The sequence below is a fragment of the Chitinophaga sp. Cy-1792 genome, from assembly GCF_011752935.1.
Taxonomy (GTDB): Bacteria; Bacteroidota; Bacteroidia; order Chitinophagales; family Chitinophagaceae; genus Chitinophaga.
This window is the reverse complement of sequence record NZ_VWWO01000002.1, coordinates 328,990-345,519: the sequence shown is the minus strand read 5'-3', so window position 1 is coordinate 345,519 and position 16,530 is coordinate 328,990. Positions and strand designations below refer to the sequence as shown.

The window sequence follows — 16,530 nt, the reverse complement described above, 5'->3', positions numbered from 1 at the left end:
ACTCCGAACAATCAGCTAAATAACTCATAACCCATGACCTTAACTGAAGAACAGGTACTTGCATCTGCGCCCGATGATGCTTCCCGCAAAGCGGGGAAAGAACTTGGCAGTCTACATAAATGGGTCAGTACCGGCAAAAGTGAGGAAGCCCTCTGGGGCGCCTGTAAAGGTAGTGGCGCAAAACCTTATCAAACCCAGGTAGATCTGCAACAACTCGCCTTTAAATGCAGCTGCCCCAGCCGCAAATTCCCCTGCAAACATGGCATCGGACTACTATTACTTTTCGCCCGGCAGCCACAGCAGATCCCGGCAGACGCACATCCCGACTGGGTTTCGGAATGGCTGGAACGCCGCACCGCGACCGCAGAAAAAAAGGCAGAAAAACAACAGGAACAAGCCGAAAAAGGTAGTCCCGCCAATACCAGACAACGCAATAATGCCCGTGATGAAAAAGTCATGCAGGGCATCGAAGAGCTGCTGCTATGGCTGAAAGACATGGTACGAAACGGCATTATTCATCTACCCGAAAAAAACCACTCCTACTGGGAAAATACCAGCAGGAGACTTATAGATGCACAGGCTCCCGGCCTGGCCGCCATGGTGCGAAACCTGGGCGAAACACAATTCTTTCAGCAAAACTGGCAGCAGGATTTCATGCAGCAACTACTACGGTTATACGTTGTTATCCAGGGATACAAACACCTGGAACAACTACCGGAACCTTTGCAGGAAGATATCCGACAGCTATGCGGCTTTACCGTTAACCAGGACTATCTCCGGAGTCTGCCCGGCATCACCGACATCTGGCAGGTACTGGGGAAACAGGTCACAGAACAGGACCGGCTCGTCACCGAACGTTACTGGCTATACGGAGAAAATACCCGCCGCACCGCCGTCGTGCTCCAGTTCTATACCCGGCACGTTACCACCGCGCAGTTCTCGCTGACACCCGGCACCTGCATCAACGGTGAACTGGTATACTTCCCTTCTGCATCGCCACTACGCGCCATTCTCAAGGATTACAGAAACAGTAATACAACAATGGTCAGCAATGGCATGCAGCAATGGGATGAGGTACTGGCAGCCCAGACGGAGGTCAGCAGCCTGTTACCGGTTTTTTATGATAACATATACATCTTACAGCAACTACAACCTGTTATGCATAATGGTAACTGGTACCTGCAAGACAGGCAACGGCAGCTCATGCGCATAAAAGACGGCTATACGAAAATATGGAAGCTGCTCGCCATCAGCGGCGGAAAACCACTGCCCATGGCCGTTACCGGATCACAACAAACCTATGAGCCAATCGGCATATGGGATCAATATCATCAATACAAATTACTCTGATGGAAAGCTGGCAACAACTCATCAATACCGCACTACTCGGCACCAACCGCCAGGCACTGCCCCCGCTGAAAACAGCAGGGCCACTCACAGATGCACTCCAACTCGTTAGCAATACTGCTCCCGACAGAGAAGCGCTTCTCCTGCAAACCGGCGCCATCCTGATGAACTACAGACAGGCTGGTTGTCAGTCGCTGTACATGGAGGATACGCTGATACGCGTGAGCCCCGATGAAGAAAGACCCTATTGCAGCCAGGAAGCTGTTGGCAGCCTGACGGAAGCCATCGAACTTGGCAGCAATGCACTCACGAAATACTGGCTGGAACTATGCAGTAAGGCAGGCCACCTGATCCCGCCGGCATTATTACCTATGCTGATGGACAAAGCCATCGCCGCCAAACAACTACGCACACCACTGATGACCTGCTACGGCAAACGGGGCGAATGGCTGGCATTACTCAATCCCGACTGGGAACTGCTCATCCCCGGCAATGAAATGGAACTTTCCACTGCCACCTGGGAAACCGGCACCACCGGACAACGCTGCGCTGTTCTTAATGCCACCAGGAAAGAAGATCCTGACAGCGGACTAACCCTCTTAATGGAAACATGGAAACAGGAAAATGCCGCTACCAGAGCAGCTTTGCTGGAATGCCTCGAAACAGGCCTCAACAGCAACGATATCCCATGGCTGCAACAACTCACTGCCGAGAAAAGTATAAAAGTAAAAGAGAAAGCCTGGGAGCTGTTAAGGCTACTGCCGGAAAGTGATATCGTACAACAATACTGGCAACTGATAAAATCGTCCATCACCCTGCAAAACGGACATATCGGCATTACCGAACCTGAATTGCCGCTACCAGCGGACATCTACAAGTCAGGCATAGACAAACTGCCGGCATCTGCCATGAACCTGACAGACGAATTATACCAGCTGCAACAGCTGATAGCAGCCGTGCCCTGCTCCTTCTTCCAGGAGTACCTGCAGGAGGATATTACTACCTGCGTGCAACTTCTGTCTGCCGCAGGCTTCGAAAAACCTTTGCTGAAAGCCGCCATCACATTTAAGGAAACAGCCTGGATCACGGCCTTGCTACAACAAACATCGGAGTTCTATCCGGATGTATTTCACCTCATCGCAGCCAATGACCTGCAATTATATGCCATGCGCTTTGTCGAAAAAGAAGGCAGCGCCGTCATCCTGAAAATGGGTGAAAGCAGTACAGAATGGAGCATTCCGCTGACAGAACAGATTTTTAAGTTCATCGCCATGCACCCCTACAGCTATAACAGGAACTACTTCCTGGAATTGGCCCACCTGTTGCCTACAGCTGTATTGCAAACAGAAGATAAAAACATCTTCGGTGACATACTGTATAACCAGACTGCCTGGAAAAGCCTGCGGGATAACCTTTCCGCGCTCCTGGCATGCAAAAGCGCCATGCATCATCAATTTCAAGCTAAATAATCATCTGCATAAAATATTTAACTATGTCAAACATATTACGCCAGCATGCGGAAACCCTGTATGCTACTGAACTGGAAGAACTGAAGAAACAGGATAGCGGCAAACGCCCGCATAACTGGATCATGACACCACAGTCAGTGGTTACCTACCTCATTGGCGGCAAACTGCATAATGGTTTTGAAGTAAGCCCTAAATATATCGGCAACCGCCGCCTGATGGAAATCGCTGTTGCCACCCTGGCCACAGACCGTGCCCTGCTGTTATACGGGCTGCCCGGTACTGCCAAAAGCTGGGTAAGCGAACACCTGGCAGCTGCTATCAGTGGCGATTCCACCATGATCGTACAAGGCACCGCCGGCACCAGTGAAGAAAGCATCCGCTATGGCTGGAACTATGCGAAGTTGTTATCCGAAGGCCCGACCACCAATGCGATCGTTGAAACCCCTGTTATGCGTGCCATGAGAGACGGTAAAATCGCCCGCATAGAAGAGCTCACGCGTATAGGCGCCGACGTACAGGACACACTCATCACCATCCTGTCGGAGAAAGCATTGCCTATCCCTGAGCTCAACACGGAAGTACAGGCCACCAGGGGCTTTAATGTGATCGCCACGGCCAACAACAGGGACAAAGGTGTCAATGAACTGTCCAGCGCTTTAAAACGTAGGTTCAACACCGTTATACTGCCGGTTCCTGATTCTATGGAAGAAGAAATTGATATCGTACAACGCAGGGTAGAGAGTTTCGAAAAAGTAATGGAACTGCCTGCCGAAAAGCCCGCCCTCCAGGAGATACGCCGCATCGTTACGATCTTCAGGGAATTACGCAGCGGCATCACCACAGATGGTAAAACAAAAGTAAAATCGCCTACAGGCACCCTCAGCACCGCAGAGGCTATCAGCGTTGTCAACAACGGACTTGCACTGGCAGCCTATTTTGGCGATGGACAGCTGAAAGCTGCTGATATGGCCGCCGGCATCATCGGCGCCGTAGTAAAAGACCCCGTGCAGGACAAACTGGTATGGCAGGAATACCTGGAAACCGTACTGAAACCACGTGAAGAATGGAAAGATATCTATCGTGCCTGCAGAGACCTCGGCGCTTAACCTAAACTAAAATTGCCTTATGCCTGTACACATACTGGGTATACGACACCATGGCCCGGGTTCTGCCAGCAATGTACTGGCATACCTGGAAGCCTTACAACCCGATATCATCCTGGTGGAAGGTCCGCCGGAAGCAGATGAACTGCTGCAATGGGCTAATCATGAACAGCTGCAGCCACCGGTGGCCATACTGGCCTATGAGCCGGAAAAACCCAACCACAGCAGCTTTTACCCTTACGCTATTTTCTCACCGGAATGGCAGGCCATTACGTATGCCCGTAAACGTAATATCCCTGTCCGCTTTATGGACCTTCCCCTGACCTACGTCTACGGGATAGAAAACGAAAAAAATGCCGCTGCTGACACTACTGCCGATATTGCTCCTGCTGCCGAAAATCAGAACAGCGCAGCCGCCACCACCGCGGAACAATCCCATACCTTTGATCCTGTCGCACTGCTGGCAGTAGCCGACGGCTTCAGCGACGGTGAACAATGGTGGGAACATATGTTTGAATACCGCCGGGATAACCAGGATATTTTCGACGCCGTCATGGAAGCCATGACCGTACTCCGACAGGAAGTACCTTCCACTAACGACAGCCTGAACCCACTCCGTGAAGCATGGATGCGCAAAATGATCCGTCAGGCAGAAAAGGAAATGTATCCCGAAATAGCCGTTATATGCGGTGCCTGGCATGCCCCCGCACTGAAAAATATGCCGGCAGCCAAAGAGGACAATGAACTGCTGAAAGGATTACCCAAAGTGAAAGTTGCCTGCAGCTGGACACCCTGGACCTATAACCGCCTCAGCACCCGTAGCGGATATGGCGCCGGTATACAGTCGCCTGGATGGTACCAGCATAAATGGAAACATCCCGACGATGACGGCACCCGATGGCTTACCCTCGTAGCGAAACTCTTCCGGGAACACCAGATGGATATCTCTACCGCACATGTGATGGAAGCCGTACGACTAAGTAATGCCCTGGCATCGCTGAGAGACCTGCCAGCACCCGGACTGGAAGAACTCAATGAAGCCGTCGTTACCGTGCTTTGTAACGGCAACGACTACCCGATGCAACTGATTAACGAGCAGCTTATCATCAGTAACAGGATAGGCAGCGTTCCTGACGATATCCCCAAAGCTCCGTTGCAGGCGGATATAGAACGACAACAGAAAAAACTTCGTTTATCCGTTACCGCAGACTTCAAAGATTACCTGCTCGACCTCCGTCAGCCCAATGACCTCCAACGCAGTGTTTTCCTGCATCGCCTGCAACTGCTGGACATCAACTGGGGTGAACAGAAATATACCGGCGGCAAAGGCACCTTTAAGGAGCAATGGCGCCTGCAATGGGAGCCTGCGCTGGCAGTAGACATCATCGATAAAAGCTGCTGGGGAAATACCGTAGAAACCGCAGCTGCCAGCTATGTCACCGACCAGGCAACACGTACGCCCGACCTCAAAGCGGTATGCCGCATGCTGGAATCCTGCATCCCTGCCGAATTACCCGCAGCCACTGCACTCCTGATACAACAGGTCAGCAATATGGCCGCCACCAACAGCGATGTTATCCAGCTCATGGAAGTATTGCCGCCGCTGGTAAGCATCACCCGCTATGGCAACGTAAGAAATACAGATGCCTCCATGGTGCTGGCCATCATAGAAAGTATCGTCACCAGGATATGTATCAATTTGCCGGCGGCCAGCACCAACATCACGGATGATGCGGTCAACGCCCTCCTGGATTTATACTATGCGATGAATGATGCCATCCTTACCCTGCAGCAGCCTGCGCTGGCGGAAAGCTGGACACAGGCCCTGCACAAGGTCATCACTGGCAGCAACAGCGCCAAAGCCCTCGCAGGATATGCCACCCGCCTCCTCAGCGATGCACAACATATCGATAAGGAAACACTGATCATGCGTTTTAGTGTAGCCATGTCAGTAGCCAACCCGCCTGCTGATGCAGCCGCCTGGCTGGAAGGCTTCCTCCGTGGCAGCGGCACCCTCCTGCTCATCGACGATACCCTCTTCTCCCTGTTACGCAACTGGGTGGATAGCCTGGATGCGGAAATATTCATACAGCTGTTGCCGTTACTACGCAGAACTTTCGCGGCCTTCACGGCGCCCGAAAGAAGACAGATAGGCGACAAAATAAAAAGCAATGCCACAGGGGGCGCACCTGCTGCCATTATAGCGAGTGATATAGACGACGCTCGCGCCATTGCCGGCATCCCCGTTATTCTTCAACTGCTGGGACATACTCCTGCACAAACGCCTGTACTATGAGCAACGATACCACCTTACGCAAATGGCGCCTGATACTCGGTGGCGACCAGCATGACGGTACCGGCTATACGCTTAATACCGCCGACCAGCAAATCGACAATACGCTGGAAGCCCTCTACGACAACAACAGGAAAGGCGGCCTCGGGCCCTCTTCTCCCAATGTAAACAGGTGGCTGGGAGATATACGTACCTTCTTCCCTTCTTCCGTCGTGAAGATTATGCAGCAGGATGCACTGAAACGACTCAATCTCACCCAGCTGCTCCTGGAAAAGGAAATACTGGAAAATACCGATGCAGATGTACATCTGGTAGCAACGTTGCTGTCACTCAGCAATGTTATCCCGGCCAAAACAAAAGATACGGCCCGCCTGGTGGTACGTAAGGTGACGGATGAACTGGTTCGCCGCTTGTCGCAACCCATGCAGCAGGCAGTAACCGGCGCCCTGAACCGTAGTGCGCGCAACCGCCGGCCCCGTCACAACGAAATCAACTGGCCGCTTACGATACAGAAGAACCTGAAGCATTACCAGCCGGAATTTAAAACCATCATCCCGGAAACGAAAATCGGCTATGGCCGCAAACGCACCGCCCTGAAGGATGTAATCCTCTGCCTGGACCAGAGTGGCTCCATGGGCACTTCTGTGGTATATTCCGGCATCTTCGGTGCTGTGATGGCTTCTATTCCCGCCCTGCAAACCCGCATGGTAGTATTTGACACCGCAGTGGCCGACCTCACCGAACAGCTGCAAGACCCTGTAGACCTGCTTTTCGGCGTACAACTGGGAGGAGGCACAGATATACAGCTGGCCCTATCCTATTGCCAGCAGGTAATACCCCGGCCAGCCGATACCGTCATGGTGCTGATTACCGATCTTTATGAAGGGGGCAATCCGGCCAATATGCGCAAACGCGCCGCCGAACTGGTGAGTGCAGGCGTACAGCTGATAGTACTGCTGGCATTGAATGATGATGGCACGCCTGGTTATGATCATGAAAATGCACAGTTCCTGGCGGATATGGGAGTGCCTGTATTTGCGTGTACGCCTGATAAATTCCCGGACTTAATGGCGACGGCACTGTCTAAACAGGATGTTATGCAGTGGGCGCATGCCAATGATATTTCCAAATAATCCCATTTATATGCTTCACAACTCCCGGGTGGCGCCTTCGGCACCACCCGGGAGTTGTGATATTGCGCCCGCCTCCGGCGGGCGCAATATCACAACCAAAATATTTTACTTATCAAAACAAACCCTGACAATCGCCACATCATCCACGGGCTTCAATCCATAAATATGCTCTATGGCAATCATTTTCCTATCCAGCATATGGCAGGTATCTGCTCCATGGTCATCCATCAGCAGAAAACTAAGGATATCCGCAATCTCCGCATATTCGCGGGTATCAAACCGCCGGAAGGTTAGTACGCCATCCGTACAAAGTGAAAACTGACGTATATCCTTAACGGATATACGCTGTTGCTGTGTCTCAAACCACTGATCAAAATCTTCCTGCAGATGATAACCTATATAATCCGGCATATTATGCTGATCAAATTCGTATAACGCGCTGTCTATAACGATCAGCCCGTCGCCGATACAGATGAATTCCATTTCTTTTCCGGACGACTCACCAATGGCCAGCACCAGCGTATTCAACAGCTCATAGATATCCAGCTGCAGCATCTTCTGCAGTGTCCCCAACTCCCAGAAGAGCTGACGGAGCACAGACCGGAGTAATGCGGTGGAAGATGAATTCCGGTTGTCCAGGAACTCCTGATAGTAGTGTGACCTGGCGATTTTCCGCAGCAGCTTACCTGTCAGAGAGGCAGCAAAGAAGCTTTCTGCGCCCATGGAACAACCGTCCATAACGGCACAGATGATCTTGCCCGCGCCTATGTCGGCGGTGAGCAGATAATCTTCACAATGATTCAGGTGATGCTCCCCCATTTTCAGGGTAGTATATACTTTCATAGCTGATTGAAAACTTCAAAATAATACAGCACACTGTTATCAGTTTGCATAAATACGGGTATGCATATCGGTGGCCGGTTGCTGGCTGCGACAGGCTACGATGAAGAGTAAACGAAGCTTCCGGATCAGCCAGGGAGGATAGAGATCCGGACGCAGGTCGAGCTGCGCAAGCTTCTCACCTGCTGCATCCCTGAAGGTGATACGGTGCATGGAAATGCGCCAGGTAATCTGCACACGCTCGTATGTTACCTGGTCTACCGCTGCAAAATCAATACTGTATTGTTGCGGGCTTTGTGGATGGATGAAATGAATATGTTCGAAACAAAATATTTTTTTGCGGAGATCGATGGTTACATTTTGCTGCGCATCTGTCAGCAACAGGAGATCACGGAGGAAGATCAGGTATAGCAGCAGAAAGATCGCTGGCGCCAGCCAGGAATCTATACCATGGCGACTGATATATACAAAATACCATGCCGGCAATGACAGAAATCCTACCCAGGAGAGCAACACGAAAGTCCGCGAATCTCCTCTGGGACAAATTCTGATACAGTCTGCATCAACTTCCAGCAGTGGTGCCGAATGAGCTCTCGCCAGCAGTACCTGCAGTCCGCGAATGGTGCGTTCTAACCGTGATATTGGCATATTTCCGGGGCTTATTATTTCAGAATAGTTGTAAGGCTACTATAAGTTACGAGGAATTACTGCAATGTTACACCAGCGGATTTTTCAATTATATTTACGCCGGAAAAAGAAGTCCGGATATGAAACCACTATTTGTTTTACTGGGGACCTTTATCATCAGCGTCCTGATCATAAAAATTACCCGCAACGAGTACGCATGGGCATTGGCAGGCCGCATTGCTATGGCTGTCATGTTGTTTTTTACGGCATCGGCACATTTTGCCTTTTCAAAAGGCATGGAAATGATGTTGCCCCCTGCTATTCCTTTTAAAAAATTTATGGTAGCCCTGACAGGCATCCTCGAAATTGCAGGCGGCATCGGATTACTGCTGGCATCTACACAAAAACTGGCAGGCATCTGCCTGATTATCTTCTTTCTGGCAATATTACCCGCAAACATCTACGCCTCCCTGCATCAGGTCGATTATCAGAAAGGCAATACCAATGGCAACGGCCCCAAATATCTATGGTTCCGTATCCCTTTACAGGTATTGTTTATTGCATGGGTTTATCTCAGTGCAGTGTATTAAGGTTAACGCCACCACTTGTGGCCAAAAGAATAAGAAGCACTGATAGATGGTCCATTATAGCCCCATTTGAGGTCGCCGTTGAAGTGCGGTCTGGTTGCATCTACCTTAAAGTTAAGGCCGGTATAGCCTACAGAAGCATCCAGGCCGGCAATGATATGATAGGTCACCTGTAAGGAACCACTCCAGATACGGCCTTTTACGTCATCAATGGTCAGCTGCAACCAGCTAAGTTCGCCCTGTATTGCCCAACGCGGTGCAATCGCATAACCACCCCAAACGCCTACATCAGGCAATGGTGCCGTAATGGAATAACGCTCTGCCTGTGTATTGATATTGGCACCAGACAGGCTGATACCCGTACCCAAACCAACAACGTGGGCACCTATCAGCACACCGGCTTCATATTTTGGTTTGGAAAGGAAAGCATAGCCATAGGATACACGGTAGATGTCGGTATTGAAATAAGCATCTACCCGGCTGTTGATATGATAGGTATTATCACCGAAGGTAATATCCCGCTGAAGGGTATGATCTGATTTTCTTCTTAAACTAACCCAGGAAAGATCTATGCGCGACCTCCTGGATATACGCCATTGAAAATCTCCAAGAAAATTTACAGTATTCTTTTTAAATCCCAGGTCACTCTCGAGGTCAATATCGGTACCTACTCTTCCACCGGTACCGTTGATAGAGACATTGGTATTATTCACCACAAAAAACAAACCAGCAGATACCTTAAAACGGCTCACCCACCATGGCGCCTGTGGCAATTCATAATTTGCAGGGGCCTGTTGTGTTTCAACCGTTGTTGTACTGGTACTACTGGTACTCGTACCCGTTTCCTGCGCATGTACGTTGAGGGAAAAAATGCTTGCTACTACAGGTAACATCATCCTTAATACAAATCGCGTTTTCATAAAATTGTTTTTTTAGGGGAGATATAAAGCTGGCTGATCTGATATCAGATCAGCCAGCTTTACTGTCTTATTGCTCTTTCAGAAAGTTTCCGTCTTTATCGAACAGCAACCTGCGTGTAGAGCCTTTGCCTTCGGCAATGGTCACTTCCCAGGTAGCACTTGTTTGTGTAGGCTGTATAAATCTTTTTACCTTATCTTTTTTGATACTGTAACCTTTATAGTTTGTTACGATATAGGAAGCGATAGATTTTGGCAGCGCCACATCCTTCGCAATTTCGTTGGCCCTGATCAGGTTGCCATGTTTGTCGTACAAGGCTTCGAGCTTCATATTCGTACCTGTCAGGTTGAGTGTATAGTACTCATCATCAGGCTCCGGTTTATTTTGTTCTTCTATCTGCCAGTCTTTTTTATAAACAGAAGTAGGTAGTTTCATGATATCCTTCAGGTTAGCATTGGGAAACTGCTTGCGGTAAGCTGCCATTACTTCCGGTGGCACCTGCGATTTATCAATTTTCTTTGCTTCCAGTATTACATCCTGATCATCCTGTGCACGTAACGTAGGGACCAGGCCTATCAGCAGCAGCAATAGGAAAAGTCCGGATTTTACCATTTTCATACATTTCGGGTTTTAGTGTTATAAAATATGTGTATATAGGTTACCTGCTTATCTGGCGCCGATTGGAATACCTACCGCTACCAGGAATTGCCTGTTTTTTCCCTGCAGATCATCCTTATAGATATTTCCCAGTCCCAGGTTATACTGCACATTAAATCGGAGTCCTTTCCCTTTCATCAACACATACTGTAGGTCGAAAGTTGCTCCGCCATCTATCCGGTGAATATTATCCTTTGTATTATGTGTATAAGTGAGCTCACCATTTTCAGTGCCTTTCTGAAACTCATCCTTTGCTTTGGTACGAATGGCACCGTAAGGGCCAACTGCCAGTCCAAACGAAGGCGTAAACTGGTACCTGATCATTGGCGAAAAAGACATATAGGTGATCAGCCTGTTAAAATCCTGTCCTACCAGCTGGTCATCGTCGGGTGGCTGAAAAGCGTTCTCATAACGCAGCTGCCTGGCACCCTTAGGACTACGCATAATAATATCCATGGCCAGCTGCCAGTTCTTTTTGAGATCATAGGTAGTATAGGCGCCAATAGCCAATCCATACCTGGGCTGCTGCCCGGTAGCATCTTCCAGGTAACTGCCGGCCAGCCCTACCATAATACCAACATGCAAACGGGTAGTGGTAATCTTTTTACCGAATACCAACGCAATCAGCGCCTGCGCCTGCAGCGACTGATAACCAAGCGTAAGCAGGAAAATTAATGCGGTTATCTTCTTTACTAATCTCATTGTGAAGATTGAATTGCTTTATTTTAACCAGGCACTTCCAAATTGTATGTAAAAGCCCCACTGCTCAGGCCCACGGGCGATATCAGCACCCATATACAGTCCGAACTTACGGGCCAGCATATACCTGAAACCGGTACCATAGTTATATTCCCAGGAAGCGGAACCGAAATCTGCATATTCATCAAATGCCTTACCCACACCGGTAAAGAATACAGCACTCCAACGGCGGAAAACATTCCATCGTTGCTCTGTTTCTGCCAGCATATTTACTTTCCCCTGGTAACGCCCTCTAGGTATACCTCTCAGGTCAAGCGAGGGCTTAAAGTAAAACGGGATATCACCAATAACCTGTTGATAGTCTCCCCTGAAACCAGATACCCATTTTTTATTTTTTCCGATAGGAAAATATTTGTAGAAATAACCATTCATGTGAGTATAATCGAAATCACTCCCAAAGAAGCTATAGGAGAAATTACCATCTAAATGGATTTTTGATCCTTTGTTGGGCGTGAATATATTATCCCTGTTGTCAAACTCCACCAACACACCCGGGATACTACTGATATTATTCATTTCTTTGGGCTTAAACAGCGAATCCGGCAGCACATGGCTGACCTGACTGGCTTCTGTTTTCACGAAAACATATTGTATACCGGCGGACCAGTTAGAGTACCCCAGCTGCTTCTGTACTCTCAAAAATGCAGGTATGCTTTTTATGTTCGTCTCAAACTTTACTTCTTTTCCTGTTTGTAATGTTTTATAGAAGTTGAGGTTCATATTCAGGTATCCTGCGAATACCTTGTAGCTCAGGTGCCATGGAACGATGGTGCCGCTTCTGAACAGGCCGGCGCCCCAGCTTTTGCTGGCAGTATAGAAGGCAAATCCACCGGTAACATCCGGTGGTATAGGCGCCAGTTTTTTATACTTGCCCAGCCTTTGTACGGGCTGATGATGCTTATGCATCAGGATAGGTGCAATAGCGCCACCAAAGCCTACTGCGGGCTCGGTAATGATATCCGGAACGGGAATAAATCCATTCGCGTTGATAATCCAGTCGCTGAAATCTATACCATGATCAAGTGAGTCGCGGAGGGAGAATTTCCATTTAGCAGGTTTGGCAGGATGCGTAGTATCCTGGCCATTTGCCTGGAGGCCCAGACATAACAGCATAACAATCGAACCAGCCACCATAAGGCGTCTGAATAAAATTATATTAGTATTAAGTCCTGTTAAAAGTAGCATGATCAGCTATTTACATACAGATATGAAGCGATTGCCGGTTGATGATACAGGACGTTTATGCTTAGGGGTTACATATTTATAAACACCAGCATGTTAGAAATAGTTGTCATTATTCCCACGAATTATTTCACCGATGATTGTTTAAACATTTTTTATACTGATGTGTTGATTTATGCAGATGAGCATTCAGTGTTTTACGTCCGTTACGTAAGAAGCACCACACCACGGCGAACCTGAAACTATCCATCAACCTCCATTTCCTGGCATAACAGTATTATCATCATCATGTAGCAACAGGCCCCCTGTTTGTATTGGTAGTTAACTTAATGTAATGTTCAATGTAAATTCCATTTGTTACTTGCTGATGCGCGCAGTATCCTCCTCTGCTATTTGCTCAATAAGTGTATTCACCCGATTTTAATACTGAAGCCATGAAAAGACTTACCCTGCTCTTATCCTTAACACTGGTCTTTCTTTCCGCCTGCCGGAAGGAACCGGACCTGTCAAAATTGTCGACCAATTTTGTTGTGCAAACGGACCGGGATCCGAACGCTCCCTTCAACACTTATAAGACGTTCTATATCTCTGATACGATTGCCTATTTATCTACCAATAAAAATGATACGATACTGGTAGATGATAATGCGAAGAAGCTGGTGGCTGCTATCCGGCAGAACATGGAATCAAGGGGTTACACCTTTGTTGCCCGCAGTGCGCATCCTGATCTGGGAATTAATACCGTAGCTGTAAAAGATATCACGGTTGGTGTGGTATATCCTGGCTACTGGTGGGGCTATCCTGGTTACTGGGACCCATGGGACTGGGGTTGGTACTATCCTTATTACTATCCCTGGACAACCGCATATGCTATCACTACCGGCAGTTTTATTATGGAGCTGATAGATGTTAAAAATGCGCAGGCCAATCAGAAACTGGATGTTATCTGGACAGTGAACCTCAATGGTGCGTTGGGTTCGCAGGCTACCAACACCTCCCTGGCTATCGATGGTATCAACCAGGCCTTTGCACAGTCGCCATATGTAAAAGCCCAATAGTATTCACCCAAAACGCATTTTATGAAAAAATATATTCTAACGGGCGCTATACTGTTTGCTTTCAGCATCTGCAGCTTTGCCCAAAATGTTACATATACCAATACTTATTCTACCAGTAATAAGATCACCAATCTGTTTGGTCTGTCATGGGAAATAAGTATCCCTTCCAGCAATGATCTAATCAGCAAAACGAGTCTGGCCGGCGGTCGTTTCGAATATCGTCATTTCCTGCCCAATGCACCGGTATCATTCGGTATTGGTGTCAGCTGGAATTCATACGAACAGTATTCTCCGACGCAGACATTCACCTATAAAAACGGGAACTCTGCCATCACTACGGACATGGACAAGGTAATATATACGGTGCCTGTTACTGCGCTGGTGCATTACTACTTCAACAATGGTAAAAACGTCATGCCATATATAGGCGTAGGCCTTGGTGCACAGTATGCGGAGCAGGACATTTACTATAACATTTTCGTGAACAACCAGTACAACTGGGGTTTTGTTGTACGGCCTGAAGTAGGCGTACTGATTCGTCCGAATGGCGGCAACTGGGGCATCCTGGCCGGCGCCAACTATCAGTATGGTACCAATAAAAATGATCTGGTAAATTCTAATGGGTTGAAAAGTGTTGCATTCAACATCGGTTTCTTCCTGAGCAGATAACAGGTTAGGGAAGATATTTAAGTTTTGATGATTGCTAATTTGTTTATGCTTAGGAACGGTCGTCTCTTTTCCAGGAGACGACCTTTTTATTTCCATTTGCACCTTGCCTCAGGCTGCCCCGCGATGCCTTCGGCATCGCGGGGCAGCCTTTGATCTCACCGCCTGCGGCGGTGAGATCAAAGGCTGCATAGCATAATTTTAAAACAAAAAAGGAAGGCCTTATGACCTTCCTTTTGGTTCTTTTCAAAAAAGATATGTTACATTTTCCTTGGTAATGATGCCATAATTTTACTGATGGCCTCTGGTATTTTCGTATCAGGATCCTTCACAGGTCCATCGATTTGTGCGTTACCGATACCCTGCCACAGCAGCTCACGCTTGTTTCTGTCTATCACATCAATGATCAGTGATCCATCTACATATTTATCTACGGAATAGTTAGTGGTACTAGACATCATTCCCATACCACCGCCCCAGTAATAAGGCCTGTAGTAACCACCATAACCGTAGTAGTCAGTATAGGCGGTTACGTTCTGTCCCTGTTTTGCAATGGTGACAGGGTTCACGAGTAAATCAGCACTGCCGGTATCGCTGGTCTGTGTATATCCTTTGGCGTTCATGGCACTGATAATACCATTGTCGATACGGTTTACGTTTAGCTGGCTCAACGGACTCTTTGAACCTGCAGGGTGGTATATGGCGTATGTCTGGTAACGTGAGAAATCAGCATGACTGCTAATATCATGTGTCACTTTCAGGGTAGGGCCGCAGGCACCTATCGCCAGCACCGAAAAAGCAAAAAGAAGTAGTCGTTTCATATACTATAGTTTATTGGTAGAGATGTATGATTACCACGAATATCCTATGCTAAACACTGTACCATAGTCCACCTTCTGTGCATCCACATTGGGTGGCCTGCTATCGAAATCAAAATACACCTGAACATTTGCCGTCAGATGCGTTACTATTTTCCAGTAAAGTGTAACATTCTGATCTACACGAAAACGATGATTATCCCTGATTCCGAAGTATACTGCATTGGCAAACTGTAACTTAACTTCCGGCTTACCCAGCTTATACAAATAATAGTTTACGTATACTGGTACTTCAGCAGAAACTGATCTTCCGTTATTAACGGAGTCTGTACTATATTCTTTTTGTACAGAGATACCTGTGGCGGCTCTCAGATCATGTTTCCTGTTTTTCAAGATAATCGGGCCGGCTGCTTCCGCAGCCTGGTAACGGGCATTCAAACCCAGCTCTGTACTACGCTGGAACTGAATACTGGTTACCGCAAAAAACCGCTTCCAGAATTCTATGTAGGCATTGATCGCCATATCTGCCTTTTCAATACCCTTAAACTCTGAATCCATCGTATACATCAGGTCTCCTGTTGTCTGAAACAGCCAGCGCCGGGTACTGTAAGTGGCGGTATGGCTTTCGTTGATACGTCCGATGGCACTGGAACGGGAGTACGAGTAACCAAGACTGGCATTTCCGTCCAGGCGCGTCCAGAATTTATTGTCGAGATTTTCTATATGATCGAGGTCCTGGATAAACAGATCAATCGTATCGTGTTCCTGCATAATTTTCACCCATCCGGGTGCCTTTCCTTTTGCCAGTGTTCCCACATAGCGTATAGTATTTACATCCTCGACCAGATATTGTTTACGCCTGGCAACGATATAATCTATATCTCTCAGTTTCAGTACTACGTTATCGTTCAGTTTGTCTGGATCAAAGGTGAGTTCTCCCCGCTGAATCTGCTTCACCTTACCGGTCAGATGGTCGCCATTAAAAAGTCGAATCTCATCCAGGACATCAGGCACCAGCTGCTGTGCTGCTACTTTTTGCACACAAAAAGCAGCAACCAGGAACAGACCGGAAC

General features: G+C 48.1%; 16 protein-coding genes. 8 read left to right on the top strand and 8 right to left on the bottom strand.

Annotated features, from left to right (window positions below):
• Positions 1-33 precede the first annotated feature (33 nt).
• Genes F3J22_RS15795 through F3J22_RS15775 form a run of 5 tightly spaced genes read left to right on the top strand, consistent with a single transcriptional unit; the run spans position 34 to position 7,345 of the window.
• Positions 34-1,350: an SWIM zinc finger domain-containing protein gene (locus F3J22_RS15795; protein ID WP_167018925.1), complete on the top strand. Its 1,317-nt coding sequence runs from the start codon at positions 34-36 to the stop codon at positions 1,348-1,350.
• A complete protein-coding gene (locus tag F3J22_RS15790; protein ID WP_167018924.1) occupies positions 1,350-2,816 on the top strand; it encodes a DUF5691 domain-containing protein in 1,467 nt (488 codons plus the stop codon). Before F3J22_RS15795 ends, F3J22_RS15790 begins: the two co-directional genes overlap by 1 nt.
• Positions 2,817-2,839: 23 nt before the next feature.
• On the top strand, positions 2,840-3,922 hold the full coding sequence (locus tag F3J22_RS15785) for an AAA family ATPase (protein WP_167018923.1): 1,083 nt from the start codon (positions 2,840-2,842) through the stop codon (positions 3,920-3,922).
• 19 nt (positions 3,923-3,941) lie between these two features.
• A complete protein-coding gene (locus tag F3J22_RS15780; RefSeq protein ID WP_167018922.1) occupies positions 3,942-6,215 on the top strand; it encodes a DUF5682 family protein in 2,274 nt (757 codons plus the stop codon).
• Positions 6,212-7,345, top strand: coding sequence for a VWA domain-containing protein (locus tag F3J22_RS15775; RefSeq protein WP_167018921.1), 1,134 nt, complete (start codon positions 6,212-6,214; stop codon positions 7,343-7,345). Before F3J22_RS15780 ends, F3J22_RS15775 begins: the two co-directional genes overlap by 4 nt.
• 105 nt (positions 7,346-7,450) lie before the next feature.
• Here F3J22_RS15775 and F3J22_RS15770 read toward each other — a convergent pair whose 3' ends face one another.
• Positions 7,451-8,188, bottom strand: a complete 738-nt coding sequence (locus tag F3J22_RS15770; protein WP_167018920.1) for a protein phosphatase 2C domain-containing protein — start codon at positions 8,186-8,188, stop codon at positions 7,451-7,453.
• A gap of 39 nt (positions 8,189-8,227) precedes the next feature.
• Entirely contained in the window at positions 8,228-8,833 is a 606-nt protein-coding gene (locus F3J22_RS15765) for a hypothetical protein (protein ID WP_167018919.1), read from the bottom strand.
• Positions 8,834-8,952: 119 nt separating this feature from the next.
• Here F3J22_RS15765 and F3J22_RS15760 point away from each other — a divergent pair, with 119 nt between their 5' ends.
• On the top strand, positions 8,953-9,402 hold the full coding sequence (locus tag F3J22_RS15760) for a DoxX family membrane protein (RefSeq protein WP_167018918.1): 450 nt from the start codon (positions 8,953-8,955) through the stop codon (positions 9,400-9,402).
• Between the two features lie 2 nt (positions 9,403-9,404).
• Here F3J22_RS15760 and F3J22_RS15755 read toward each other — a convergent pair whose 3' ends face one another.
• From F3J22_RS15755 to F3J22_RS15740, 4 genes are all read right to left on the bottom strand, one after another.
• Positions 9,405-10,319: a hypothetical protein gene (locus F3J22_RS15755; RefSeq protein WP_167018917.1), complete on the bottom strand. Its 915-nt coding sequence runs from the start codon at positions 10,317-10,319 to the stop codon at positions 9,405-9,407.
• 67 nt (positions 10,320-10,386) lie between these two features.
• Positions 10,387-10,935: a hypothetical protein gene (locus tag F3J22_RS15750; protein WP_167018916.1), complete on the bottom strand. Its 549-nt coding sequence runs from the start codon at positions 10,933-10,935 to the stop codon at positions 10,387-10,389.
• A 48-nt stretch (positions 10,936-10,983) separates the two neighbouring features.
• Positions 10,984-11,676: an outer membrane beta-barrel protein gene (locus tag F3J22_RS15745; protein WP_167018915.1), complete on the bottom strand. Its 693-nt coding sequence runs from the start codon at positions 11,674-11,676 to the stop codon at positions 10,984-10,986.
• A gap of 18 nt (positions 11,677-11,694) precedes the next feature.
• Positions 11,695-12,918, bottom strand: a complete 1,224-nt coding sequence (locus tag F3J22_RS15740) for a BamA/TamA family outer membrane protein (protein ID WP_167018914.1) — start codon at positions 12,916-12,918, stop codon at positions 11,695-11,697.
• Positions 12,919-13,349: 431 nt separating this feature from the next.
• Here F3J22_RS15740 and F3J22_RS15735 point away from each other — a divergent pair, with 431 nt between their 5' ends.
• On the top strand, positions 13,350-13,973 hold the full coding sequence (locus tag F3J22_RS15735; protein ID WP_167018913.1) for a DUF4136 domain-containing protein: 624 nt from the start codon (positions 13,350-13,352) through the stop codon (positions 13,971-13,973).
• Positions 13,974-13,994: 21 nt separating this feature from the next.
• On the top strand, positions 13,995-14,642 hold the full coding sequence (locus F3J22_RS15730; RefSeq protein ID WP_167018912.1) for an outer membrane beta-barrel protein: 648 nt from the start codon (positions 13,995-13,997) through the stop codon (positions 14,640-14,642).
• A 257-nt stretch (positions 14,643-14,899) separates the two neighbouring features.
• On the opposite strand, the gene F3J22_RS15725 is transcribed toward F3J22_RS15730, so the two are convergent.
• Together F3J22_RS15725 and F3J22_RS30525 are read right to left on the bottom strand one after the other, a co-directional pair.
• Positions 14,900-15,460 (bottom strand): DUF4136 domain-containing protein, encoded by a 561-nt coding sequence (locus F3J22_RS15725; RefSeq protein ID WP_167018911.1) that lies wholly within the window; start codon positions 15,458-15,460, stop codon positions 14,900-14,902.
• 30 nt (positions 15,461-15,490) lie between these two features.
• Positions 15,491-16,498: a DUF481 domain-containing protein gene (locus F3J22_RS30525; RefSeq protein ID WP_167018910.1), complete on the bottom strand. Its 1,008-nt coding sequence runs from the start codon at positions 16,496-16,498 to the stop codon at positions 15,491-15,493.
• Positions 16,499-16,530: the final 32 nt, after the last annotated feature.

Bases quoted from the DNA above. Each gene is read 5' to 3' on its own strand.
- F3J22_RS15795 (WP_167018925.1), top strand. From the start codon at position 34: ATGACCTTAACTGAAGAACAGGTACTTGCATCTGCGCCCGATGATGCT.
- F3J22_RS15790 (WP_167018924.1), top strand. From the start codon at position 1,350: ATGGAAAGCTGGCAACAACTCATCAATACCGCACTACTCGGCACCAAC.
- F3J22_RS15785 (WP_167018923.1), top strand. From the start codon at position 2,840: ATGTCAAACATATTACGCCAGCATGCGGAAACCCTGTATGCTACTGAA.
- F3J22_RS15780 (WP_167018922.1), top strand. From the start codon at position 3,942: ATGCCTGTACACATACTGGGTATACGACACCATGGCCCGGGTTCTGCC.
- F3J22_RS15775 (WP_167018921.1), top strand. From the start codon at position 6,212: ATGAGCAACGATACCACCTTACGCAAATGGCGCCTGATACTCGGTGGC.
- F3J22_RS15770 (WP_167018920.1), bottom strand. From the start codon at position 8,188: ATGAAAGTATATACTACCCTGAAAATGGGGGAGCATCACCTGAATCAT.
- F3J22_RS15765 (WP_167018919.1), bottom strand. From the start codon at position 8,833: ATGCCAATATCACGGTTAGAACGCACCATTCGCGGACTGCAGGTACTG.
- F3J22_RS15760 (WP_167018918.1), top strand. From the start codon at position 8,953: ATGAAACCACTATTTGTTTTACTGGGGACCTTTATCATCAGCGTCCTG.
- F3J22_RS15755 (WP_167018917.1), bottom strand. From the start codon at position 10,319: ATGAAAACGCGATTTGTATTAAGGATGATGTTACCTGTAGTAGCAAGC.
- F3J22_RS15750 (WP_167018916.1), bottom strand. From the start codon at position 10,935: ATGAAAATGGTAAAATCCGGACTTTTCCTATTGCTGCTGCTGATAGGC.
- F3J22_RS15745 (WP_167018915.1), bottom strand. From the start codon at position 11,676: ATGAGATTAGTAAAGAAGATAACCGCATTAATTTTCCTGCTTACGCTT.
- F3J22_RS15740 (WP_167018914.1), bottom strand. From the start codon at position 12,918: ATGCTACTTTTAACAGGACTTAATACTAATATAATTTTATTCAGACGC.
- F3J22_RS15735 (WP_167018913.1), top strand. From the start codon at position 13,350: ATGAAAAGACTTACCCTGCTCTTATCCTTAACACTGGTCTTTCTTTCC.
- F3J22_RS15730 (WP_167018912.1), top strand. From the start codon at position 13,995: ATGAAAAAATATATTCTAACGGGCGCTATACTGTTTGCTTTCAGCATC.
- F3J22_RS15725 (WP_167018911.1), bottom strand. From the start codon at position 15,460: ATGAAACGACTACTTCTTTTTGCTTTTTCGGTGCTGGCGATAGGTGCC.